The organism is Prochlorococcus sp. MIT 1314 (genome assembly GCF_034093315.1).
In the GTDB taxonomy this organism is placed as follows: Bacteria; Cyanobacteriota; Cyanobacteriia; order PCC-6307; family Cyanobiaceae; genus Prochlorococcus_A; species Prochlorococcus_A marinus_Y.
In genome coordinates this window covers 889,466-914,119 of sequence record NZ_CP139300.1, presented here as the reverse complement: position 1 = coordinate 914,119, position 24,654 = coordinate 889,466, and the positions used below count along the sequence as shown (strand labels likewise).

Below are 24,654 nucleotides of genomic sequence, written 5' to 3'. Positions count from 1 at the left end.
AAAACTTTTTCTCATTCAATTAAAAATCATGACATCATCTAAACCTAAAAAAACTTCCAGAGTACGTAAAACTACTAAAAACTTAAAAAAGAATAATCCAGTTACAATGCCTGCTTTAGCTAAAACGCCGCCATCATTCAAGAATAAAGTAGTTGATAAGAAAGCATTAAAAAATTTAGTCTCTTGGGCTTATAAAACTCATGGTACCGCTATTACAGCAGCCATGGCTGATAATTTAAAAGATTTAGGATTTAAATATGCTACGCAAGCAGCTGTTTCTATTTCAGTAGATGACCTAAAAGTTCCTGAAGCCAAACAAGATTTGATAGGACAAGCTGAACAACAAATAACTGCAACTGAAGAATGCTATAGACTTGGTGAAATTACAGAAGTTGAGAGACACACAAAAGTTATTGATACCTGGACTGAAACTAATGAGAGATTAGTAGATGCCGTTAAAAACAATTTCAATCAAAACGATCCTCTGAATTCAGTTTGGATGATGGCTAATTCAGGAGCAAGGGGTAATATGTCTCAGGTAAGACAACTTGTAGGGATGAGAGGGTTGATGGCTAATCCTCAAGGAGAAATTATTGACCTGCCAATAAGAACAAACTTTAGAGAAGGACTGACTGTTACTGAATATGTAATTTCTTCTTATGGAGCAAGGAAAGGTTTGGTAGATACCGCCTTAAGAACCGCGGATTCTGGCTATTTGACTCGAAGATTAGTTGATGTCGCTCAAGATGTAATTGTTAGAGAAGAAGATTGCGGAACAGAACGATCAATAGTTGTTGAGGCTGAGGATGGTAAATTTGGAGCAAGGCTTCTTGGCAGACTCACTGCTGAGGATATTCTAGATTCTGAAGATAACTTAATTATTCCTCAAAATACGGCAATAGACCCTTCATTCTCAGAAAAAATTGAGACGGCATCTATTACAAAGGTAAAAATAAGATCACCTTTAACATGCGAAGCTAACAGATCGGTGTGTCGGAGATGTTATGGATGGGCTTTAGCACATAATCATCTGGTTGACTTAGGTGAAGCGGTAGGAATTATTGCTGCTCAATCAATTGGAGAACCAGGAACTCAATTGACAATGAGAACTTTCCATACTGGAGGTGTATCTACTGCCGAAAGTGGAGTAGTAAGATCAAAGGTTTCAGGTAAAGTTGAATTCAGTTCCAAAGCAAAGGTTAGAGGTTATAGAACTCCTCATGGGGTAGAAGCTAAACAAGCAGAAGTTGATTTCATATTAAAAATAGTTCCTCAAGAAAAGAATTCTCATAAAGCTCAAAAAATTGAAGTTTCGAGTGGATCCCTTTTATTCGTAGATGATGGTGAACAAATTAAATCTGATATTACAGTTGCTCAGATCATTGCTGGAGCAGTGAAAAAAAGTGTTGAAAAAGCAACAAAGGATGTTATCTGTGATTTGGCTGGTCAAGTTAGGTACGACAAGGTTATTCAACCAAAGGAGGTAACAGATAGGCAGGGAAATATCACTTTAAAAGCTCAGAGATTAGGCAGATTATGGGTTTTAGCTGGAGATGTTTATAATTTACCACCTAATGCAAGACCTGTTATCTCATCCGGGAAGGCTGTTAATGAAGGAACAGTTTTAGCAGAGGCAAGTCAAGCAAGTGAGTATGGCGGACAAGTTCGATTAAGAGAATCAATAGGTGATTCAAGGGAAGTTCAGATTGTTACTACTTCAATGTCTTTAAGCAATTTTAAATTAATTGAAGAATCTACGCACTCAGGTCAAATATATAATTTGGAATCTAGCGATGGAACCTCTTATCGTTTGAACACTTCCCCTGGCAGTAAAATTAGTAATGGTGAAGTTATAGCAGATTTAACGGATGAAAGGTTCCGTACAAAAACTGGCGGCTTAGTAAAGTACTCACCGGGATTAAGTGTAAAAAAAGCAAGATCCTCTAAAAATGGTTTTGAAGTAAGTCAAGGGGGAACATTGCTTTGGATTCCCCAAGAGACACATGAAATAAATAAGGATATATCTCTTTTAATGATTGAAGATATGAAATGGATTGAGGCTGGGACAGAAGTTGTAAAAGACATTTTCAGTCAAACATCAGGAATTGTTACAGTCACTCAGAAAAATGATATTCTCCGTGAAATAACGGTAAGAAATGGAACTTTCCATGAGTGTGATGATGAAGAAGTTTTGAAAAGATTTACAGAAGAAGGCAATCTAGTAAATCCAGGCGAAAAGATTTTGGATGGTATTGATAATACAGAAATGCTATTCGTTCAGAGATTAGAAACCCCAAAATGTCGAGGTTTATTATTAAGAACCGTTGAAGAATTTACTATTCCTGATCAAGCAGAATTACCAGAATTATCTCATATTCAGCAGGAAAAAGGTCCACATTTAGGCTTAAAAGCTATCCAAAGACTTACATATAAAGACGGTGAATTGATAAAATCAGTTGAAGGAGTTGAATTGCTTAGAACACATTTAAGTATTGAAAGTTTTAATGCTACTCCTCAAATGACTATCGATGTAGAGTCGATTGAAGATAAAAATGATTCTTCAATCAATAGATTAAATTTAGTAATATTAGAATCCATTCTTGTAAGAAGAGATACTATATCCGATTCCAGTCATGGCTCTACACATACAGAATTGCAAGTTAAAAATAATCAAGAAGTTAAAGCAGGAGATGTGATAGCTACTACTCAAATTCTGTGTAAAGAAAAGGGATTAGTCCAATTACCAAAGGTTATTGAAGGTGAACCCATAAGAAGGTTAATTGTTGAAAGAAAAGAAGATAAAATTGAAATGAAGATTACTAATAAAGCAACTGTTAAAGTAGGTGATCGTATAGTTGATGGCGATTCTATTAGTGAATCTGAAAAATCGACTTCTTGCGGAGAAATCGAAGCAATTTCTAGTAGTTCGGTAACATTGAGACTGGGAAGGCCTTATATGGTTTCTCCTGATTCAGTTTTACATGTTAAAGATGGAGATTTAGTCCTTAGGGGCGATGGTTTAGCATTACTTGTTTTTGAGAGGCAGAAAACTGGAGATATTGTTCAAGGATTGCCTCGAATTGAAGAGCTATTAGAAGCTAGGAGACCTAGAGATTCTGCAATTTTATGTAAAAAAACTGGAATTGTGCAGATTAAACAAGGTAATGATGAAGAATCAGTATCCTTATCTGTTATTGAAAAAGATGATTCAGTTAACGAATATCAACTATTACCTGGAAAAAATATAATGGTTAGTGATGGACAACAGGTTACAGGTGGAGAAATTTTAACTGATGGACCAATTAATCCTCATGAATTATTAGATTGTTATTTTAATGATTTGAAAGATCAAAAACCTCTTATAGAGGCAGCTCGAGAATCAATATCTAAATTACAAAGAAGTATGGTAAATGAAGTCCAAAATGTCTATAAGTCTCAAGGTGTTGCGATCGATGACAAGCATATTGAGGTTATTGTTAGACAAATGACGAGTAAGGTCCGCATAGAAGATGCTGGAGATACTACCCTCCTGCCTGGCGAACTTATAGAATTGAGGCAAGTGGAAGATACAAACCAAGCCATGTCAATTACAGGAGGAGCTCCTGCGGAGTTTACTCCAGTTTTATTAGGTATAACTAAAGCTTCCCTCAATACAGATAGCTTTATTTCAGCAGCTTCATTCCAAGAAACTACAAGGGTTCTTACAGAAGCTGCAATTGAAGGTAAATCTGATTGGTTAAGAGGTTTAAAAGAAAATGTTATTATTGGTAGACTAATACCTGCAGGTACTGGGTTTAGCGGGTTTGTCGAGGAATTAGCCTCAGAGGCTGGCCCTCATCCTGATATTCTTGCTGAGGAATCTGGCGGATATCGAAGAGCACAGAACTTAAGGCCTGATTATACAGTTGATATGCCACAATCACCCGCCGTAAGTTCTACTGCAATACTTGATGATCCTAGTGATGAGGATCTGGAAACTACGCGAAACCGACATGGTATTGATCCCTCTTCCAGTAATTTTGCAGCATTTGCAAGACCTAGTGCTGAAAATCAATTTTCTGAAGATCAATTACCAGATCCTGCCGCATTGGAGGGATTACAAGAGGAGGGTCTGCTGTCTGATGAATAAATATTATCTATTATTCTTTTTAGTGACTAGAATGAAATCTTTAATGTGTAAGTGATGATTAAGCCAGAGATTGTCCCAAAAAGAAAATTACCTCGTTATGGATTCCATTTTTATAATGAAAGACTTAATGGAAGAATGGCTATGATTGGATTTATTGCTCTTATTCTTTCAGAATTCTTCTTGAAACATGGATTGCTGATATGGTAAAAATTTTCTTTGAATTAAAGACTAAAATAATTTGAAAAATCTTCTTGGAAGTAGTATTAAAGATTTAGAGAATGTAGCTTTAGATTATGGTCAGTCCGCTTTTAGAGGTCGCCAAATCTATAACTGGATCTATAACTATAGAAATAAGAAGAAAAATATTGATCAAATAGAAGTCTTACCTTTAGATTTTAGAAAAAAGTTAAAGGATGATGGTTTTAAAGTTGGCGAACTTAGTTTTCAAGAAAAAAATTTAGCTAATGATGGCACACTAAAGTTATTACTGTCTACAGGTGACAATGAAAGTATTGAATGTGTCGGCATACCAACTGAAAAAAGACTTACTGCATGTCTTTCTAGTCAAGTTGGATGCCCTATGGACTGTAAATTTTGTGCAACTGGTAAGGAGGGTTTGAAGAGATCTTTAAAAACAAGTGAAATATTAGATCAAATTTTATTTATTGAAAATGAAATGAATAGAAAAGTTACTAATATTGTTTTCATGGGTATGGGTGAGCCGTTATTGAATATTGATGACTTGCTCTTATCAATTAGATCCATAAATGAGGATTTTCAGATTAGTCAGAGAAAGATAACTGTAAGTACTGTTGCTATTCCAAAAATGATAAAAAAATTATCAGCAAAGTCTTTCCAAATTTTGGGAAATTGTCAATTTACTTTGGCAATAAGCCTACATGCTTCTAATCAAAAAATAAGAGAAATGATTATACCAAGTGCAAAAAACTATAATATCAAAAATATAATTGAAGACTGTAGGCAATATGTAAGAGAGACTGGTCGGAGGGTAAGTTTTGAATATTTAATGCTAAGTGGTGTTAATGATAAATTAGAACACGCCAATGAATTGAGTAATTTGCTAAAAGGTTTTCAATGCCACGTAAATTTAATACAGTATAACCAAATTGATGAAGTTGAATTTAAACGAGCCTCTTTAAAAAATCTTCAATTATTTCAATCTCGACTTTTTAATAATGGTATCGCTGTTAGTTTTCGAAAAAGTAGAGGTCTAGATAAAAATGCTGCATGTGGTCAGTTAAGGCAAAAAGCAAGAAATTAATAATATTATCTGAAAATAATTTTTTAAAAGTCTCTCAAACAGGCTATTATTGACTTAATTCATATTGACTCATTGGGTTTCATTAAGACAAAAATTTTACCTTTCGCTATAGTCACTCTTTTTGGGATTGCTTTTTTCGCAGTTAGCGCAAGAATTTGGTTGCCTGGAGATATGATGTCACCTGCTCCCCTGAATTAATATTTTTAGTTTTTAAAATGACAAACAATAAGGATCCTAATAAAGAAAGTTTAGCTGAAATAGCTATTGATCCTGATGTCTTAGCTAGAGAATTGGCTTTAGAGCTTGAAATAGATCCTTTAGAACAAATTGATGAGGATGCTTTTTCAAAAGGTTTAAATATAACTCAAGAATGCAATGAAGCTTTAAAAATGCTTAAAGGGAGTAGAGAAGAAAGAATACAAGGTTTAAGAATATTTTGTGAATATAGAGATCAAAGATCATTTCCCCTCTTGTTACCATTACTTGACCAACCTTGTCCTGTTGAAAGAATGAGCGCTGTTTATGCTTTAGGTCGTAATCCATGTCCTAGCGCAGTCCGTAAACTTGTCAGCCTTTTAGAGACTGATGATAATGCTTATGTCAGAAGAGCGACTGCATGGAGCTTAGCTAATTATGATAATCAAATTGTTTTGGAGCCATTAATCAATGCTTTGAAGAATGATGTAGCTGCAGTTAGATTATGGTCATCTAGCTCTTTAGCCGAAATTGGAAATGTTTCTTTGGAAAACGCTGAATTAGCAGCAGAACAACTTTTAGAAAGTTTAAAAATAGATAATGAATCGGGAGTAAGGAGTAATTGTATTTGGTCATTGTGTAGATTGTACGAAAAATTAAACAATTCATTCCAAGAAAGTTTCATTGATGAATGTACTAAAATTGCACTCTTTGATAAAGAGCCGTCTGTTATGGAAGAAGCAAAAACTGCCTTGGATTCAATGGGGATGCAAGGTTTTTATAATTAAATATCTTGATTTTCTTTTAATAGAACGCTAACTAAAGATAAATTTATCAGATATTCAATATAAAAATTAAAATTAATTAACTTGTACCAACTGAAACAAAAAATTTTCGTTATTCTATATAAAGTAAAAGTACTTAGTACTTGAATTTAATGCCTCAAAAAACATTGAGATTTAAAATTCATCAAGACGGTAGAGTTGAAGAGACTGTTGAGGGATTTATAGGTAACTCATGCAATGAAGCTACAAAAAATCTTGAAGATGCTCTCGGTAAAGTAACAGTTAAGAATAAAACATCTGATGCTTTTGTCTCTAATCAAAATGAAAACTTAAAACAATTAAACAAGGAATCTAATGTCACATTTTAGTACAATTAAAACTCAGCTCAAAGAATCAGAGCCATTAATTACAGCTTTAAATAATCTTGGTTACCCAATTAATCAAGATGAAAAGTTTGTTAAAGGCTACAAAGGCAAGTTTACAGCAGTTGATATAAGCATGAATTTGCCAGGTGATACTAAAGTGGGATTTAAATGGAACAATAATTCAAATGCTTATGAATTAGTTACTGACCTTGATTTATGGAAATTTGAGATCCCTGTGGAAAGATTTATTTCTAAAATTACTCAAATGTATGCATACGAAACAATTATTTCCAAAACAAAAGAAGATGGATACCAAATTGTGGAACAAAAAAACAAAAATGATGGTTCTATCGAGTTGGTTTTAACCAAGTGGGATAGCTGATACCAGAATATGGATTCTATCGATCCATTTGAAAATGTAGAAGAAAATATTGAAATTACAGGCTTGGAACCTGTATTAGGTGGTCAGTTAGCAGAGAAAGCTGTATGGGTTGATGAAGCTAAATGTATTGGCTGTCAATATTGTGTACATGTAGCTTCCAACACTTTTGTGGTTGATGAATTTCATGGTAGAAGTAGAGCTGTGAGACAAGATGGAGATAGTTCTGAGGTCATACAAGAAGCGATAGACACATGCCCTGTTGATTGTATTCACTGGGTAAAGTTTGAAGAATTGGATGATTTGGAAAATAGTTTAGATAGGGATATGTTTCAATCATTTGGAAAACCACCAAGAATGAATAAGCATTAATTTCAAAAAATGGAATATCGGAGATTTGGTCGAACCAATTTAAAGATTCCTATTTTATCTTTGGGTGGCATGAGATTTCAAAAAAGTTGGGATCAATTAGATTTTTCTGAGATTTCATATAAAGAACAAAATAAAGTAGAAAATATTTTGAATTTGGCAAATAAATATGGCTTCAGTCATGTCGAAACTGCTAAGTATTATGGAACTTCTGAGGTGCAATTAGGAATGGGTTTTCAAAATACTAAAACAATCCCAAACATTATTCAAACTAAGGTCCCTCCAAATAGTGATCCAGAAACTTTTAAGAGAGATGTTATGACAAGTATTGAAAATTTAAAAGTTAAAAGAATTCATTTGTTAGCAATACATGGCATTAATACAGATGAACATTTACATCATGCTGTTAAAGATGGAGGTTGTATTGACACTTTAAGAAATTTACAAAAAGAAAATTTAATTGGCTCTATTGGATTTTCCACTCATGGAAAATCTTCACTCATTGAGAAGGCTATATCAACAAACTTTTTTGATTATGTAAATTTGCACTGGTATTTCATCAATCAAGAAAATACAAAGGTTATCAATTTGGCAAATAAGTATGATCTTGGGGTTTTTATAATAAGTCCAACTGATAAAGGGGGACATCTTCATACTCCCTCAGACAAAATGTTGGAACTTTGTAAGCCACTTCATCCTATAGTTTTTAACGATCTTTTTTGCTTAAGAAATCAAAATGTCCATACTCTTAGTGTGGGTATTGCAAAAGAGGCGGATTTTGATTTGCATTTAGAAGCTGTCTCTTTGTTATCAGACTCTGAGAAGTATGTTCCGAAGATAATAAACAGATTAAGGCAGGAATCAATTAATTCTTTGGGTTTAGATTGGCATCAAAATTGGAATAGAAATTTGCCGAGTTGGGAATATACGCCAGGAAATATTAATATTCCCGTTCTGCTTTGGCTTTCAAATTTAATTGATTGGTTGGATATGGAAGGGTTTGCAAAAGCTAGATATCAATTGCTTGGTAATGGAAGTCACTGGTTCCCAGGATCTAACGCCAATTTACTCGATGTGGATGTTTCTGAAGGACAATTATTGAAAGTATTAGAAGGTCATATAAATCCAAAAAAAGTTATAAAAAAATTGAGAACTTTAAAAGAAAAGTTTGGGGATAACGTTGCTGAAAGATTATCAAAAAAATAATTTTATAATGGATCTTTCTCAGGTTTACCAACTTTTCTTGGGTAGATTTTAGGGCAAATATTTTTTGGTTGAATAAGAATAATATTTCTGGTACCTTTACTTCTTGGTAACAAAATCTTCTTTTTCTCTTTAAATTTTCCTTCTAATATTTTTAAAGTTTTATCTAGATTTTTACTTTCTTCATCAGTCCATTTCCCACAATATAAAACCCCTAAACCCTCTTTTTTTAGCATTGGTAGAATATATTCTGAAACTGTTGAAGGATTACTCACCGCTCTAGTGGTAGCTATATTGAAACTATTTCTCATTGAAGATTGATGAGCTAAGTTTTCAATACGATCATTGATTACATGAATATTGTTTTTGAGATTGATCTCTTTGATTAAGATTTTTAATGCATTTGTTTTCTTGTTTGAAGAATCAATGAGGTATATCTCTGAATTAGGGTGAATTATGGCATAAGCTAAACCTGGGAAGCCACAGCCTGATCCAATATCTAAAAATTTTTTATTGTTAAAATTAATATTCGGGAAAGCTTTAAATGGCCAAATGCTGTCAAAAACTTGAGATACCCAATAATCATTCCCATCAACTAATCTAGTGAGATTGGTTTTATTATTTAATTCTTTAATTTTAATTTGTAACTCTTGAAAAATATTTATTTCTTCTTCAGTTATTAAGGCAAAAATTTCATCGGGAATGTTTTGTTTTTTCATTTCGTTAAAAATATAAATTTTTACCGTTCATTAAATATATTCTATTTAGTTAAAATTTATTAGAATTACATTATTAATAAAAGATTATTTTGAAAGGGGAAATTTCTTATTACAAAATTTTAGGTGTAGATGAAAATGCCTCAAATCATGAATTAAGAAAGGCTTTTTGCAAACTTTCCATTGAACTGCATCCTGATACAACTTCTTTAGAAATAGACGACGCTAAAAGTAAATTTCAAGAAGTTTTGGAAGCTTATGAAAATTTGAATAATAGTAATTTGAGGAAAATATATGATGACAAACTAAAGGAAAAATCTAGGATTAAAAATAATACTAAAGTTTTAAATAATTTAATAATCGATTCAAATACTCACAATTTAGTTGGGAACAGAAGACCTTTTTCAAATGGGGAATTGTTTTCGTTATTTCTTTTATTTATTATCATTTCTATAAGTTTAATTTGTTCAATTTTTATTGCCTCTTTTACTGGCAAAGAATTAGATACAATACCTATCTGGTTAGTAAAATAATACTTTAAAAAAGTCTGTGAATCTTCCTACAAAACCTATTAACCAATATTCACTACAATCATTAGAATTGTGGCTAACTGATTTAGGCGCTGTGAAAGATATTAATAATCCATCTAAATGGCACCTGTTACTTTCTAATTGGAATGCAACTATTATATTTGAACAAGAAGATTTAAGTGTCATCTGGGAAAGTAAAGGACATGAAACTAAAAGACTATTTTCTTATTGCATTAATAGAGAAGATGTGGAAAATGCAATACTGCAGGGACCTTAAATTTCTATCTATAGATTGTATAAGATTTGCCTTATTATCCAGTAACTTTTTTCTAATTGATCATCTGTTATACAGAGAGGCGGCAAGAGGTAGATAACATTCCCAAGTGGCCTAATAAATAAACCTTGCTCCATTGCAAGACTCTTTATTTCTTTCCCAATATTATTAAAATAACCTTTTTTGTTGCCAATTTCTAAATCGAAAGCAGCGATTGTGCCGGATACCCTTATCTTTTTTATATAAGGTAAGTTTTTAAATTTAATTAAATGAGATAAATGTCTTTCTTCAAATGAAAGGTATTTGTGTGGTTCTTTTTCTAATAAATCAAGGCTAGCATTTGCCGCAGCACAACCTAAAGGATTAGCAGTAAAACTATGTCCATGCCAAAAAGTTTTTCTTGGGGAATCATCAATAAAGGATTGAAAAATTTTTTCTTTACATAAAGTTATTCCCATCGGTAAGAATCCACCAGTTAAGCCTTTTGAAATACTTATTAAATCAGGAACGATTTTTGCCTTTTGAAACGCAAAAAGACTTCCACATCTTCCAAACCCAGTCAAAACTTCATCGGCAATTAACAAAGAATTATTATTTTTTATAATTTCTGAAACTTTTTTTATAAACTGAGGCCTAACCATATTCATTCCTCCTGCTCCTTGAACAAGTGGCTCAAGGATTACTGCAACTGTGGGAGTTTTAAGAAGAGCTTCTAATTTTTGGATCGCCTCATTTTCTTTATTTGCTACTTCTTCATCGTTCATCCAAGTTGAAGGCCAGGGGACTCTCCTAACTGGGAACATAAGATTATCAAAATTCTCATTAAAAATATTTCTTTCACCTAAAGCCATTGCTCCAAATGTATCTCCATGATAGGCGCCATCAAAAGCTACTATTTGAGTTCTTGTCTCTCCTCTATTTTGCCATGATTGGAAGGCAATTTTTAAAGCGACTTCCACTGCAGTAGAACCGTTATCAGAAAAGAATAATCTTTCTAGTTTTGTTAATTCACTAAGTCTTTCCGCCAATTTTTTTGCCTGTGGATGTAAGAAATCAGCAAATATAACTTGCTCAAGTTTTTTTGATTGATCGAAAATGGCATCCGCAATATATTCGTTACTATGACCATGAAGAGTTACCCACCAACTACTAATACCATCTATTAGCTCTTTTTTAGGATCTTTAGTAAATAGGAGTGCATCTTTACCATGAGTTACTTCTATTTGCGGTTTGCTGTTATTGATTTGTGTAAAAGGTGGCCAAATATTTGGGTGCCAATCTTGATTTGGAGTTTTTGAATCCAAAGATTTCATTTAACTTATTTTTGAGTTTAAAAGTGAGATCAACTTATTCTTGATGTCTAATTCTTTCCATAGTATATCTAAATTATTTGAGTCCATTTTTTTGATGTAAGGAAATTCAGCAATTAACGGAATACCACTAAAATCAACTAGAGTTTTTGGATTATCTAGGTGTTTTTCGCCATTGATTACTAAACCTAAAATCTCAATATTTCTTCGTTTTAATGCTTCAATACTAAGCAGGGTATGGTTAAGAGTTCCAAGTGAGCTCTTACATACAAGTATTACCGGAAGCTTCCATTGTTTTATTTGATCTATTTGCAAAAAATTGCGTGTTATTGGAACCATTAATCCACCTGCAGTTTCTACAATTAATGAGTCTTGCACTTTTGGCAATCTCAACTTGTCAAAGTTAATAGTTTTTTGATCTATTTCAGCGGCCCAATGAGGAGATAGAGGTTTTGTAAAGACATAAGCTTCTTTAATGATTTTCTCTTTACTTACTTGTGCAAGTTTTTCAACAGTTTGACTATCAGTTTGCGATTCAATACCACTTTGGATAGGCTTCCAATAAAAGGAATTTAATCCTTTAACGAAAAAAGAGCTTATTAAAGTTTTCCCAATATCAGTATCTGTTCCACAAATTATAAATTTGAAAATATTATTGTGACTAATCATAATTTCTTTATAATTTGAATATCAATTGCCCATGAAAGGTTCACTGTATTATTGTAATTCTTTGGCCAAAACTTTTGAATATCTTTTAACTCTTTCACTGTTTTGCGTTTACAATTTGTTGATTGTGCTCCTACATTTTTAATACTTCTGAAAAGCTTATATACATCTTTAAAATTTTCAAGATAATTAAACTGTTTTGAATAATGTATTTCAGTAGATTTGAAATCTTTTAATAATTCTTTAGAGCAAAGGAAATTAAGACCACTATATTCAATATTAATTTTTTTACAAGTATCTTTCCATTCAGGAAAACAATCTTTTGTTGGATATGAAATGATTAAAAACCCTCCAGGTGTTAATTTGCTAAACCAATTTTTTATTATCTTTTCTGGGTTGTTTAACCAATGTATGCAAAAGTTAGATGTTAATAGAGAACAGTTATTTATTTCAGGAGGTAAATCATTATTCAAATCCCATAAAATTTTTTTTCTAGATAATTTATTCTCAAGAAGCATTTTCTTGCTGAAATCAATTCTGGTTACTTTTTGGGAAGAAAAAATTTTTTCTATTTCATCTGCTAATAGTCCTGGTCCTGATCCTAGATCTATCCATTCACCTTTTTTTTGGGGATTTAATTCTTTGATAAATTGAACAATCTTTTTTGCAAAAAATTTCTGAATATTTGAATGATCTAAATACCGATATGCAGCAAAATTGAAATTATTTTTTATTTTCTCATTCCACTTTTCACTATCCATTTCAATCATTAAGTGTATTAAGTAAGATCTCGTATAAATTTAAATTATTCAGGCAATGACCTTGTTGAGATAATTTAATTAAAATTGGCTTCCTATTCAGTTTTTTATTTAAGGAATCTAAAAAGTTATTATTTGATTCGTTGTCAAGAATCAAATCATTTTCTGATTTTATAAAAATAATTTTGCAATCTTTTCCTAAAAATACTGGAAAATCTCTGTTGATGTAAAGTTGTCTTAAATCACTTAAAAGAAGAGTTTTATTTAAACTCTCTAAACTTTTATAAAAGATATTTTTAAAACTATTATTCATATGATTTGGCATAAAAGATCTATGTATAAATTCTTTCAACATATCCTTAGGTTCATCTTTTATGATTTTTGTTTCCATTCGTTTTAGAGACCTCAAAATAAAGTTTCTCTTATTACTTAAAGGAAGAAAATTATTAAAAGAATTGATAAGAACAATATGAGTAGCTTCTTTTAAAATTGTTCTTTGCATTAAATGAAAACCAAATGAATGGCATAAAGTCATTCTGATTCCTTTTTTAGATTCGCTTTCTATCCATTTTGCTTGATAATTATTTGTTGAAAAATAGCCCCTTTCATTATCTTGCCAATGCCAATTATTATCTAAAAAATCAACTTTATAATCATCCCAGAAATATTTATTTAGTCCCCAACCATGTTGAGTAATAATTTGTTTCATTTAAACTCTTTTAATACTGCAATGAAATCCTTTAGCAGATTAAAATCTAAGTTTCTTCGTATTGTTATTCTGATTCTTGATTGCCCCTCTGGAACAGTTGGCGGTCTTATCGCAATGGCTAAAAAACCATTTTCTTCGAGATATTTTTGTAGATCAATTGCCTTCTCTTCTTGGCCAACAATAATTGATAAAATGTGAGAATCTCCCTGAACTGGAAAACTAAAATTTTTAATAATTTCATCTTTCCATATCTTCGCAGATGATAACAGATCATTACCCCATTCTTTATTTTCTAAAATTCTTTTTAAACCTTCTAGCGCTCCAGCAGCTAAAGATGGCGCCAGAGCGGTTGTGTACCTAAACGCACCACTTGTTTGGATAAGATATTCACCAATTTCTGAATTAGCAGCTATGAAAGCTCCACCGCTTCCAAATGCTTTTCCAAAAGTTCCAGTAATCATAGTTATATCTGAACGGCAATTAAAACTTAAACCCCTCCCTTCAGGGCCCAAGATGCCAATTGCATGGGCTTCGTCAACTAATAATTGAACACTATTTCTTTTGCAAATTTCCGTTATTCCTCTCAGCGGAGCAATTGATCCTTCCATGCTATAAAGAGATTCGACAACAACTAAAATGGAATTTTTTGTTGGTTTAGATTTAATAATTTTTTCTTCTAAATCTTTTAAATTATTGTGAGAAAATCGAACCAGTTTTGCTTGAGCAGCTTTAACTCCAACCAATAAAGAGTTATGGATCAATTTATCTGCTATTACGATACTATTTCTGTTTGATAAAGCCTGGATAGCGGCTATATTTGCTTGAAATCCGCTTGGGAAAAGTAATACTTTCTCTTGATCAAGCCACTTGGCAAGTTCAGTTTCTAATAATTTATGTATTGGCCTTGAACCTGTAATAAACCTAGAGCTTCCTGAACCAATACCTTCTAACATGCTTATTTCGTAAGCAGCTTTTATTAAATCCTTGTCCCTACTTAATCCAAAATAATCATTACTGCATAAGTCTATAAGTTTTTTATTTTGCGAATTTAAACTTAGAAGTTCGAATGATTTTTTACCTAAAGAAAATGTTTTTAATTTACGGATTCTATTTTTTGGAATTTTTATTTTTTTCATCTTGGCAAAATAAAATATAGTGGATTTAATTAAAAAGATTTAGATTTACTATTAAAGTTTGCAAGGTATTTTTTGTTTATTAATATCTATATAGATCATATATTAAGAAGTTAACTCATCCTCTCTTCAATCACAATTATTGCTTAATTTAGAGGAATATTTCCCCTTTCCCCTAGATGATTTCCAATTAGAAGCAATACGAGCTATTAATAGCGGAAATTCTGTTGTTTTAACGGCACCAACAGGCTCGGGTAAAACATTGATAGGTGAATTTGCTATATATAGAGCCTTATCTCATGACAGCAGAGTTTTTTATACAACACCTTTAAAAGCCTTATCAAACCAAAAGTTTAGAGATTTTGCTAGTCAATATGGTGAGAATAAAGTTGGTCTTTTAACTGGAGATATAAGTATAAATAGAGAAGCACCAATCTTAGTCATGACGACTGAGATTTTTAGGAACATGCTTTATGGCGAATTTGATGAATTTGATGATCCCCTAGAAAATTTAGAATCTGTGATTCTTGATGAATGTCATTATATGAATGACCCCCAAAGAGGCACAGTTTGGGAAGAAACTATAATCCATTGCCCTACTAGAACTCAAATAATAGCTTTATCAGCAACAATAGCCAATGCAGATCAACTACAAAATTGGATAGAAAAAGTTCATGGCCCCACTGTACTTATTAATAGTGATAAGAGACCAGTCCCACTTGATTTTATGTTTTGCAGTGTTAAAGGCTTCCATCCACTTTTAAATAATAAGGGTAATGGAATTCATCCAAACTGTAAGGTTTGGAGAGCTCCTAAAGGGCAGAAAATAAGAGGAAAAGTGGGCAGGATAATGCAACCAAATTCTCCCTCAATTGGCTTTGTGATCTCGAAACTAGCTGAACGAAATATGTTGCCAGCTATTTATTTTATTTTTAGTAGAAGAGGATGTGACAAGGCTATTGAGAATATAAAAGATTTAACTTTAGTAAGTTATTCAGAAGCAAGTATAATATCCCAAAAATTAGATGTTTATCTTAAAAATAATCAGGAAGCAATTAAAGATAAATCTCAATGCGAGGCATTAAAACGCGGTATTGCATCTCATCATGCTGGATTATTGCCTGCATGGAAAGAATTGGTTGAGGAATTATTTCAGCAAGGTTTAATAAAAGTTGTTTTTGCAACTGAAACTCTTGCTGCGGGAATAAATATGCCCGCAAGAACAACTGTTATTTCTTCTTTATCAAAAAGGACAGAAGATGGGCATAGATTATTATTTAGCAGTGAATTTTTGCAAATGTCAGGAAGAGCTGGAAGAAGAGGAAAAGATACTCAGGGATATGTTCTTACATTACAAACAAGATTTGAAGGTGCCAAGGAAGCAAGTGCACTGGCTATTAGTAAACCAAATTTTTTAGAGAGTCAATTCACTCCTAGCTATGGAATGGTACTTAATCTTTTACAAAGTTATACGTTAGAGAAGTCTAAAGAATTAATTAAAAGAAGTTTTGGTAGTTTTTTATATTTAGGTGAATCCTCAGGTGAGAATATAATTCTTGAAAATTTAGATAAGGATTTAATTGAATTAAAAAAAATTACATCTAATGTTTCATGGAAAGATTTTGATGCCTACGAAAAGTTAAAAAATCGTCTTAAAGAAGAGAGAAGACTCTTGAAAATTTTAGAAAAACAAGCAGCAAAAAAATTATCAGAAGAGATAGCTAATGCACTACCATATATTAAAGATGGAAGCTTAATTTCAATCAAAGCTCCTCAAATTAAAAGAAAAATTGTTCCAGGATTAATTTGTAAGAAAATATATGAATCCAAAAAAATTAAGAGTTTATTATGTTTGACAATTGATAATTTATTTATTCTTATAAAACCCTCATACATAGTAAGTATTTTTAATGATTTGGATGTAATTGATGTCTCAGGACTAGAAGTACCAAAGATTTATTTTTCTGGAGAGGTATTTAGGGGAGATGATATGTCGCAGCGTTATGCGGATCGAATTTTAGAAGTTTCTAAAAAAAATGATTTACAAACTCCACAATATGATCTGACATCCGAAGTTTTGGCACAACAGCAACAAATTAATAATTTAGAAGAAACTGTTAATGATCATCCCGCACATAGATTTGGAGACTCTAGGAAATTAAAGAAATATAGAAAAAGAATTATTGATGTTGAACAAGAAATAAATATGAGAAAAAAACTTCTTGAGGATAAAGAAAATCATAACTGGAGAACTTTTACCGATTTGATTAAAATTTTGAATCATTTTGGTTGTTTAAATGATTTGGAATTGACAGAAGTTGGACAAACAGTTGGTGCAATAAGAAGTGAAAATGAATTATGGATTGGTCTTGTTTTAGTTAGTGGTTATTTAGACGATTTAGATCCTCCTGAGTTAGCTGCAATTATTCAAGCTATATGTGTTGATGTAAGGAGGCCTAATCTTTGGTGTAATTTCAAGCCTTCTTTAAAGGTAATAGATATTTTTAATGAATTAGATGGTTTAAGAAAATTAGTCTCTTTTCAACAAAATAAGTTTCATATTGAAATTCCTATCTATTTAGAAACTGAGTTGACTGGAATTATTTCTGAATGGGCAAGAGGAAAAAAATGGAAAGATTTGGTTTTTAATACTTCATTAGACGAAGGTGATGTAGTGAGGATTATTAGAAGATCAATTGATGTTCTTTCACAAGTGCAATATTGTATTGGTGTTAGTAATAAATTAAAAAGTAAAGCAAAGCAAGCATTAAAAGCTATTAATCGTTTTCCTGTTTCTGAATCTAATGATCTTATAAAAGTCTCTGAAGATATTAATCCTGCAACAAAAAGAATTGATAATAATCCTTAAATTTTTTAGTCAAATCATTGAATTAATATTCATTGCCTCATCAAATTCATCTTCGTTTAAATAACCTAATTTAAGTGTTGCCTCTTTTAAATTTAATGATTCTTTGAAGGCAAGGTTTGCAATTTCAGCTGCTTTTTCATACCCAACTTTTGGTACTATGGCTGTAACCAACATTAGTGAATTTTCTAAATTTAACTTCATTTTCTTTTGATTAGGTTCCATCCCAACAACTAATTTTATCCTGAAGTTTTCTATTGCATTTTTAAGTAATTTTAAACTTGTAAGAATATTAAATCCAATCAGAGGCTTATATTCATTCATCTGTAAAGTGCCGCTAGAATTTGCCATTGAAACTGCATATTCAAAACCCATTATCTGAGTGCAAATCATTGATAAGGCTTCGCATTGAGTCGGATTCACTTTACCAGGCATGATAGAACTTCCTGGTTCATTTTTAGGGATAATTAATTCATATATTCCTGACCTTGGTCCTGAAGATAGAATTTTTATATCATTTGAAATTTTAAATAATGCGCCTGCTAATATTTTTATCTGACTCATTACTTGAGCTAGACGATCATGCGAGGCCATGATAGAGAAATTATTTTTTGATTTATAGAACATTAAATTAGTATCATAGGAAATTGATTTTATAGACTCTTCACAAAATCCTTTAGGACAATTAATCCCTGTCCCAACTGCAGTTCCTCCCAGAGGTAAGAAATACAATTCATTCAGACTTATAATAATTGCATTCTCAGCATCTTTAAGTTGCTCTGACCATCCTGATATTTCTTGCCCAAAAGTAAGGGGCACTGCATCTTGAAAATGGGTTCTTCCTATCTTTATAAGGTCTTTCCATTCTTCACTTTTTTTATCAAGGATCTTCGTAAGTTCTCTTATCGTTGGAACTAAATTTTTGATTATTTCACTAACAACAGATATTTGAATAGCAGCAGGAAAGGTATCATTAGTTGACTGAGATTTATTTACATCATCATTCGGATGAATTGGTTGATGACTACCAAGCTCTGAATTTGTTTTTAATGCTGCAATATTTGAAATTACCTCATTAACATTCATATTTGTTTGCGTTCCACTACCTGTTTGCCAAACCTTTAGGGGGAACTGTGAATCATGAAGCCCATCAAGTATTTCTGTACACGCCTCTACAATCAAATCTTTTTTTCTTTTATCTATTAACCCTAAATTGAAATTCGCAATTGAAGCAGCTTTTTTTATGAGGGTGAGTGAATAAATTAACTCAATTGGAATTAATTCTTCTCCAATAGAAAAATTTATTATCGATCTTTGTGTTTGAGCACCCCACAAAGCTTCGATGGGAACCTCTATTGTTCCTATACTATCTTTTTCAATCCTAAAGTTTTTTGTCATTATTCCTCTGAAAACACTGGTTTAACTTAGATAAGGTTTTCAGTAATCCTAGATATCTAACTTCTCCCATATTACACTTAAATTATTGAGATGAATTGAAGGATTAAAACATTCTTCTAACTCACTTTGACCAATAAAATTCATTATTTCATTATCTCTTTCTATATTTTGTTTGAAATTCCCATTCTGAGTATTCCAAGCCTGATGCGCATTTTTTTGTACTAAGCTATAAGCTTTTTCTCTTGACAAGCCCTTATCTACAAGCAAAAGTAAAACTTTCTGACTAAAGATTACACCACCATATATATTTAAATTTTTGAGCATATTTTTTGGATAAACTTCTAAATTGCTTACTATATCTTTCATTTCCCTGAGCATAAAATGCAAACAGATTGATACGTCAGGTAACATAATACGTTCATTTGAACTATGGCTTATATCTCTTTCGTGCCAAAGTGGAACATTTTCTAGCGCTGTTAAGACGTAACTTCTCAAAATTCTTGCTAAACCGCTTACTCTTTCACTTCGAATAGGATTTCTTTTATGAGGCATGGCAGAACTTCCTTTTTGCCCTTTTGTAAAGCCCTCCTCAACTTCTAAAACATCAGTTCTTTGTAAATTTCTTATTTCAGTTGCGAATCTATCTAGAGAAGCGCCAACTAGTGCAATAGTTTGCACGTATTCTGCATGTCTGTCTCTTGATATAACCTGCGTACTTGCTGTATCTGGTTTTAAGCCGAGTAAATCACAAGTTATTTGTTCTACTTTGGGATTCGTATTAGCGTAAGTTCCCATTGCACCACTTATTTGTCCAATGGCTATAGATTCTTTCAGTGTTAACAATCTTTTTTTATTTCTTATTATTTCTGCTAACCATCCAGCAAGTTTAAAACCGAAGGAAATTGGCTCCCCATGAATTGCATGTGATCTGCCAATCATTAATGTATTTTTATGCTTCCTTGCTAATAATCTGACTTCATTTTCTAATTTCTCAATTTCTTCTAATAACAAATCGCAAGAGTCTTTTAACTGAAGAGATAAGCCACTATCAAGTACATCACTACTGGTCATACCAACATGTATATATCTTCCAGAATCTCCGACAAATTCATTAACGCTTGTAAGAAATGCTATGACATCATGTTTAACTTCTTTCTCAATTTCTGTAATTCTAGATTCATCAAACTTTGCATTTGAACGTATATCTTTCATTGCATTCTCAGGAATTTTCCCGAGTGAAAAATTTGCTTCACATGCGGCTATTTCAACCTTAAGCCAACTCTGGAATTTTGCGCTTTCAGTCCAGATTTTTCCCATTTCGGGTAATGTGTAACGCTCAATCACAATTTTTATTTATTATCAATTTAAACTTTATAACAAAATCGAATTATTGCCCTATACCTTAAAGATGTACTTGCCATTGAACATATTTGCCTGATTATTATTTTCTTATGTAACATTTTTTTGGCTAATAAAAAAGCTTGAATATAAAAATGTTTGTATTTATTCCTTTCGTTAATAATGGGTAATTTTTTAGTTCTAATTTAAAATTGGAAGGTATTAAAGAATTTGGATCTTAATCTTGTAGAAGTTCATTATTCAGTCTTTTTTTTATTGATTAATAGATGATTAAAAAAAGTAGATTAGACCTTTATCTTCTAAATAAAGGTTTATGTGAAACTCGTCAAAAAGCCCAAGGTTTAATTCTTGCCGGCAAGGTTAGAGATATTAATGGAAAAGTATTGGATAAACCTGGACAACAAGTATTAATTGGATCTGAATTTTTTATTGATTCCGCACCTATGTTTGTATCAAGGGGCGGTGAAAAATTATTGGAGGCATTTAAAAAACTTGAAATTAAAGTAAAAGACAAAATATGTATTGACGCAGGAATCTCTACTGGGGGATTTACTGATTGCTTATTGCAAAAAGGAGCAAAGTTAGTTTATGGGATAGATGTTGGTTATGGACAAACTGCATGGAAGATTAGAAATAACCCAAAAGTTATACTTTTTGAACGAACAAATATTCGAAATTTAAAACCTAACGATCTTTTATCTAGAAGTCATGAATTACCAAATTTTGTGGTTGCTGATTTATCTTTTATTTCATTAAAGTTAGTTTTTGAATCTATTGGTAATTTATTAGAAGGTGATTGTATTGAGGGCATATTTTTAATTAAACCCCAATTTGAGGTGGGTAAAGATAAAGTCAGCAAAGGTGGCGTAGTTCGTAATCCTAAATTCCATACTGAGGCTATAGAGTCTGTTATTTATGCTGCTAAGAATTTCCAATGGAATATAAAGAATTTGATAGCTTCTCCGCTAGTAGGTCCTGCTGGAAATCATGAATATTTAGCTTGGATGACCTTAGGAAGTCCATCAAATAAAATAATTAATACTGAATATATACAAAATTTAGTAAAAGAAACTCTTTGAATTAAAGAGCTTCTTCATCTTTATCGCCAGTCCTAATTCTAACAACAGAATCAATTGATGTGATGAATATTTTTCCATCACCTATCTCTCCAGTTTTTGCTGCTTCAGCAATCGCATCTATGACTGAATTAACCTTTTCATCTTCTACGACAACTTCTACTTTGAGTTTTTGAAGGAATTCAACAGTAAATTCGGAACCTCTATATCTTTCAACTTGCCCTTTTTGCCTTCCAAAACCTCTGACTTCACTAACTGTCATTCCAACAATACCAGAGTTTACTAATGCAATTTTTACATCCTCTAGCTTAAATGGACGTATGATTGCCTCAATTTTCTTCATGATTAAAGATTGAATATTGTCATTTTAATTGTTTTTTTGAAAAACATCCAACATTGAAATATCAGAAAAACATTTAATACTAAGGCCTGCACTAGTTGCGTCTTCAATTAGTAATTTGGAGTTTTCCTCAGAAATAATTACTGTACTATTTGATAATGCTTCCCACTTATCATCTTCGAAGTGTGTTTGAAGCCATAACATTCCAAATGGGCTTTTTGGTTGAATGGATTTATTTAAGTTGTTATCGATAGTTATCAAACAAATGTCCATAAATGTTTCTTCGAACTGAAAACATATAACCCTTTAGAGTGGCTTTGTTAATGTTACTATTGATACAAAAATAAGATTTCCCCGCTTTTGACTTAGTCAATTGTAATACTTAAGCTTTTTGAAATTTTGCGAATTTTGATCTTTTTATATAGTTTTAGTAAATAAGTTCTGCTAAAAATGAGTACTGCTAAATTAGATGATTCGACACAAAGACCTCTTTATGGTGAAAGAATTATTGAAGAATCAAAAATAATTTGTTTTGAGAATCCAAATAAGAAAAGAATTTATGAGATTTCTATCCAGTTACCTGAATTTACATGTAAATGCCCCTTCTCTGGTTATCCAGATTTTGCAATGCTAAATATTATTTATCAACCTAATTTGAGAGTCTATGAGTTGAAGTCTTTAAAGCTTTATATTAATAATTTTAGAGATATGAAAATATCACACGAAGAAGTTGTTAATAGAATTATGGATGATTTAGTGAATGCAGGCTCACCTCACTGGATACATTTAAATGCTGCGTTTAACCCCAGAGGAAATGTTTCTATGCAGTTAGATATTTTTAGTGGCCAGAAAAAAATTTAAAGATTTTTTATTTCTTCTGATAATTTTAAAAATTCTTTTTTAAAACCAACTAGGTTTTTATTACTTAGGCCTCCAATGGATAAATTTTTTGATTCTTTATTTACAAGAATCCATAATTGGTTAGTTGGTATAAGACTTATTATTGTTCCAAAAATTATTAATATGAAAGAAAAGTAAATAAATGGTATAGACGGATCATTTTTAATTATTAATCCACTGCTTGGGATTATTTCCTTCAAAGATAATTTTGAAGAGTTAACTTCCAAGGGCTCTTCATTGATATAAAGAATATTCTCGGAAAAATCTTCTATATTGGAAATTTTAAGTGGACCATTTTCATTATCTATGGTTAATAGGAAATTTTTTTTAGTCTCTGAACCTAATTCAATTAAAACCCCCCAGACTTGATTGCCTATTTCAGGAATCTCCTTTAATTGTAATTGATAAAGGATATTATCTATTTCTAAAACCACATTTGATATTGACCAATCAGCTTGATAAATAGTTAATCCTTTAAACCTTATTGGGTGATTAACTTTGGCAGTTTTTATTTCATTTAATTTTAAATCTTCAGAAGAAAAATCTAACTTTGAAATGAACTGCTTCGGTATACCATCACTTTCTCGTTCAATAGAAAAATCAACTAATCTTACATTAGCTTTTGAGTTTGTGCTCTCATTAATAAGATACAAGCTTTCTCCAGGCAATAAATATTGTTCTTTTGATTGACTTGTAAAACTCCCATATGCTGAACCTATAAGTAAGACTATTAATCCAATATGTACAACTAAAGGACCGATTTTACCAATTAAACCCCTTCTTGCAGAAATATGACGTTTAAATTTGTATGTTTTCCATCCTCTCTTTTTAAGTAATAAATCGGCTTTTGATATATGGTCTTCCTCATCATTGATTTGGTGACTTGAAGTTAATTGCAGTTTGTTGAATTTTTTTTCACTCTTATATTCAATCCATTTTAATGAAGCTTTTAAGGAAGGGATTTGCCTCCTGAAACTACAAGCTGCGAGAGAAATGCAAAGAAGAAGTAAGGCAAATACAAACCAAAAGCTTGTATAAACATGATCCAATTGAAGTTTTAAGACTTTTTCTCCATTTAAATATCCAAAAATTGGAGCATCATCAAAAATATCAGTATAGAATTTTTTATTATTACCTTGAGGAATGAAAGTTCCTATGGCACTTGAAGTAGCTATAAAGATTATTAGTGATATGGCAAATCTTAAACTTGATATTTTTAAAATTAAATTCTTAAAAATTATCATTTAAATCCAATTGGCAAATAAATTTAATAATCCTAGGGAAACTAAAAATATCCCACTTAAAGTAGGAATTATTTGACTAAATTTTCTAAGCTCTAAAAATTTTTTTAAGTTTTCTGCAGTAGCTCCTGCTGCAACTAATGGAGTTACTTGGCCTATTCCAAAGAAAAATAAAAAAATAATAGAGATTGTCGGATTTTTAGCTTGCGATACCCAAGCCAGAAGAGTTGCCAAAACTGGAGTAATGCAAGGTGAAGAGGCTAGTCCAAAAGTAGTTCCTATAGCAAAAGGTGCTAGAAATGATGGTATTTTATCTTCAATTATTTTAAAATCTGGTCCATTAGGGAACTGAAACTTTATAATCCCCAGTAAATTTAAACCCATTATTATTGCGATTAAGGCAACAAATGAAGTGTAATAAGATGGAATTTGTCCATATATTTTACCTAAAAATCCACTAGCAGCCCCAAGTACAACGAGTGAAAAAACGACTCCTCCTGAAAAACTAAAAAGTTTGAATTTATTTTTCTCTGTTCCTCCTATATAAGCAATTGTGACTGGAAGTAATGATAATGAACATGGTCCAAGACTCGTTAAAAGTCCTGCGCTGAAAACTAAAAATATAGTCAATGGGCCAGGATTATTAAGACCATTCTGCATAAGCAGATTAC

At 31.7% G+C, this 24,654-nt stretch carries 25 protein-coding genes; 13 read left to right on the top strand and 12 right to left on the bottom strand.

Annotation, left to right across the window (positions count from 1 at the left end; genetic code table 11):
• Positions 1-28: 28 nt before the first annotated feature.
• From SOI86_RS05360 to SOI86_RS05325, 8 genes are all read left to right on the top strand, one after another.
• Positions 29-4,129: a DNA-directed RNA polymerase subunit beta' gene (locus SOI86_RS05360; RefSeq protein ID WP_320680833.1), complete on the top strand. Its 4,101-nt coding sequence runs from the start codon at positions 29-31 to the stop codon at positions 4,127-4,129.
• A gap of 54 nt (positions 4,130-4,183) precedes the next feature.
• Complete coding sequence (locus SOI86_RS05355) at positions 4,184-4,336, top strand: high light inducible protein (protein ID WP_320680832.1); 153 nt, start codon at positions 4,184-4,186, stop codon at positions 4,334-4,336.
• 31 nt (positions 4,337-4,367) lie between these two features.
• Positions 4,368-5,411 (top strand): 23S rRNA (adenine(2503)-C(2))-methyltransferase RlmN, encoded by a 1,044-nt coding sequence (gene rlmN, locus SOI86_RS05350; protein WP_320680831.1) that lies wholly within the window; start codon positions 4,368-4,370, stop codon positions 5,409-5,411.
• Between the two features lie 215 nt (positions 5,412-5,626).
• Positions 5,627-6,394, top strand: coding sequence for a HEAT repeat domain-containing protein (locus tag SOI86_RS05345; RefSeq protein WP_320680830.1), 768 nt, complete (start codon positions 5,627-5,629; stop codon positions 6,392-6,394).
• Positions 6,395-6,543: 149 nt separating this feature from the next.
• Positions 6,544-6,759, top strand: coding sequence for a DUF2997 domain-containing protein (locus SOI86_RS05340; protein WP_320680829.1), 216 nt, complete (start codon positions 6,544-6,546; stop codon positions 6,757-6,759).
• Positions 6,746-7,138, top strand: coding sequence for a DUF1257 domain-containing protein (locus tag SOI86_RS05335; protein ID WP_320680828.1), 393 nt, complete (start codon positions 6,746-6,748; stop codon positions 7,136-7,138). The genes SOI86_RS05340 and SOI86_RS05335 overlap by 14 nt, the downstream gene beginning before the upstream one ends.
• A gap of 9 nt (positions 7,139-7,147) precedes the next feature.
• Positions 7,148-7,507: a ferredoxin gene (locus tag SOI86_RS05330; RefSeq protein WP_320680827.1), complete on the top strand. Its 360-nt coding sequence runs from the start codon at positions 7,148-7,150 to the stop codon at positions 7,505-7,507.
• A gap of 9 nt (positions 7,508-7,516) precedes the next feature.
• Complete coding sequence (locus tag SOI86_RS05325) at positions 7,517-8,710, top strand: aldo/keto reductase (protein WP_320680826.1); 1,194 nt, start codon at positions 7,517-7,519, stop codon at positions 8,708-8,710.
• Positions 8,711-8,712: 2 nt separating this feature from the next.
• On the opposite strand, the gene rsmG is transcribed toward SOI86_RS05325, so the two are convergent.
• Positions 8,713-9,426, bottom strand: a complete 714-nt coding sequence (rsmG, locus tag SOI86_RS05320; protein WP_320680825.1) for a 16S rRNA (guanine(527)-N(7))-methyltransferase RsmG — start codon at positions 9,424-9,426, stop codon at positions 8,713-8,715.
• An 89-nt stretch (positions 9,427-9,515) separates the two neighbouring features.
• On the opposite strand from rsmG, the gene SOI86_RS05315 reads away from it, so the two are divergent.
• A complete protein-coding gene (locus SOI86_RS05315) occupies positions 9,516-9,956 on the top strand; it encodes a J domain-containing protein (RefSeq protein ID WP_320680824.1) in 441 nt (146 codons plus the stop codon).
• Positions 9,957-9,972: 16 nt separating this feature from the next.
• Positions 9,973-10,230: a DUF3143 domain-containing protein gene (locus SOI86_RS05310; protein WP_320680823.1), complete on the top strand. Its 258-nt coding sequence runs from the start codon at positions 9,973-9,975 to the stop codon at positions 10,228-10,230.
• Positions 10,231-10,238: 8 nt separating this feature from the next.
• Here SOI86_RS05310 and bioA read toward each other — a convergent pair whose 3' ends face one another.
• From bioA to SOI86_RS05285, 5 genes are read right to left on the bottom strand one after another with little or no spacing between them, the layout of a single operon-like run.
• Positions 10,239-11,540 (bottom strand): adenosylmethionine--8-amino-7-oxononanoate transaminase, encoded by a 1,302-nt coding sequence (bioA, locus tag SOI86_RS05305; protein WP_320680822.1) that lies wholly within the window; start codon positions 11,538-11,540, stop codon positions 10,239-10,241.
• Entirely contained in the window at positions 11,541-12,206 is a 666-nt protein-coding gene (gene bioD, locus SOI86_RS05300; RefSeq protein WP_320680821.1) for a dethiobiotin synthase, read from the bottom strand.
• Positions 12,203-12,973 (bottom strand): methyltransferase domain-containing protein, encoded by a 771-nt coding sequence (locus tag SOI86_RS05295; protein ID WP_320680820.1) that lies wholly within the window; start codon positions 12,971-12,973, stop codon positions 12,203-12,205. The genes bioD and SOI86_RS05295 overlap by 4 nt, the downstream gene beginning before the upstream one ends.
• Complete coding sequence (locus SOI86_RS05290) at positions 12,966-13,670, bottom strand: hypothetical protein (RefSeq protein WP_320680819.1); 705 nt, start codon at positions 13,668-13,670, stop codon at positions 12,966-12,968. Before SOI86_RS05290 ends, SOI86_RS05295 begins: the two co-directional genes overlap by 8 nt.
• Entirely contained in the window at positions 13,667-14,806 is a 1,140-nt protein-coding gene (locus tag SOI86_RS05285; protein WP_320680818.1) for an 8-amino-7-oxononanoate synthase, read from the bottom strand. The genes SOI86_RS05290 and SOI86_RS05285 overlap by 4 nt, the downstream gene beginning before the upstream one ends.
• 139 nt (positions 14,807-14,945) lie before the next feature.
• Between SOI86_RS05285 and SOI86_RS05280 the strand changes: the two genes are divergently transcribed.
• A complete protein-coding gene (locus tag SOI86_RS05280; protein WP_320680817.1) occupies positions 14,946-17,672 on the top strand; it encodes a DEAD/DEAH box helicase in 2,727 nt (908 codons plus the stop codon).
• A 9-nt stretch (positions 17,673-17,681) separates the two neighbouring features.
• Here the strand turns inward: SOI86_RS05280 and SOI86_RS05275 are convergent, their stop codons facing one another.
• Both SOI86_RS05275 and purB read right to left on the bottom strand, forming a co-directional pair.
• On the bottom strand, positions 17,682-19,067 hold the full coding sequence (locus SOI86_RS05275) for a class II fumarate hydratase (protein ID WP_320680816.1): 1,386 nt from the start codon (positions 19,065-19,067) through the stop codon (positions 17,682-17,684).
• 48 nt (positions 19,068-19,115) lie between these two features.
• Positions 19,116-20,411 (bottom strand): adenylosuccinate lyase, encoded by a 1,296-nt coding sequence (purB, locus tag SOI86_RS05270; protein ID WP_320680815.1) that lies wholly within the window; start codon positions 20,409-20,411, stop codon positions 19,116-19,118.
• Positions 20,412-20,692: 281 nt separating this feature from the next.
• Between purB and SOI86_RS05265 the strand changes: the two genes are divergently transcribed.
• Positions 20,693-21,505 carry a TlyA family RNA methyltransferase gene (locus SOI86_RS05265; protein ID WP_320680814.1) on the top strand — a complete coding sequence of 271 codons (813 nt, stop codon included), beginning with the start codon at positions 20,693-20,695 and terminating at the stop codon, positions 21,503-21,505.
• Between the two features lies 1 nt (position 21,506).
• Here the strand turns inward: SOI86_RS05265 and SOI86_RS05260 are convergent, their stop codons facing one another.
• Together SOI86_RS05260 and SOI86_RS05255 are read right to left on the bottom strand one after the other, a co-directional pair.
• Positions 21,507-21,845 carry a P-II family nitrogen regulator gene (locus SOI86_RS05260; RefSeq protein ID WP_011377098.1) on the bottom strand — a complete coding sequence of 113 codons (339 nt, stop codon included), beginning with the start codon at positions 21,843-21,845 and terminating at the stop codon, positions 21,507-21,509.
• Positions 21,846-21,869: 24 nt separating this feature from the next.
• On the bottom strand, positions 21,870-22,115 hold the full coding sequence (locus SOI86_RS05255; RefSeq protein WP_320680813.1) for a hypothetical protein: 246 nt from the start codon (positions 22,113-22,115) through the stop codon (positions 21,870-21,872).
• Positions 22,116-22,292: 177 nt separating this feature from the next.
• Here SOI86_RS05255 and queF point away from each other — a divergent pair, with 177 nt between their 5' ends.
• Complete coding sequence (gene queF, locus SOI86_RS05250; protein ID WP_320680812.1) at positions 22,293-22,703, top strand: preQ(1) synthase; 411 nt, start codon at positions 22,293-22,295, stop codon at positions 22,701-22,703.
• Here the strand turns inward: queF and SOI86_RS05245 are convergent.
• Both SOI86_RS05245 and SOI86_RS05240 read right to left on the bottom strand, forming a co-directional pair.
• A complete protein-coding gene (locus SOI86_RS05245; RefSeq protein WP_320680811.1) occupies positions 22,700-23,986 on the bottom strand; it encodes a cytochrome c biogenesis protein ResB in 1,287 nt (428 codons plus the stop codon). The two genes, queF and SOI86_RS05245, sit on opposite strands and share 4 nt — an antisense overlap.
• Entirely contained in the window at positions 23,987-24,643 is a 657-nt protein-coding gene (locus tag SOI86_RS05240; RefSeq protein WP_320680810.1) for a cytochrome c biogenesis CcdA family protein, read from the bottom strand.
• Between the last annotated feature and the right edge of the window lie 11 nt (positions 24,644-24,654).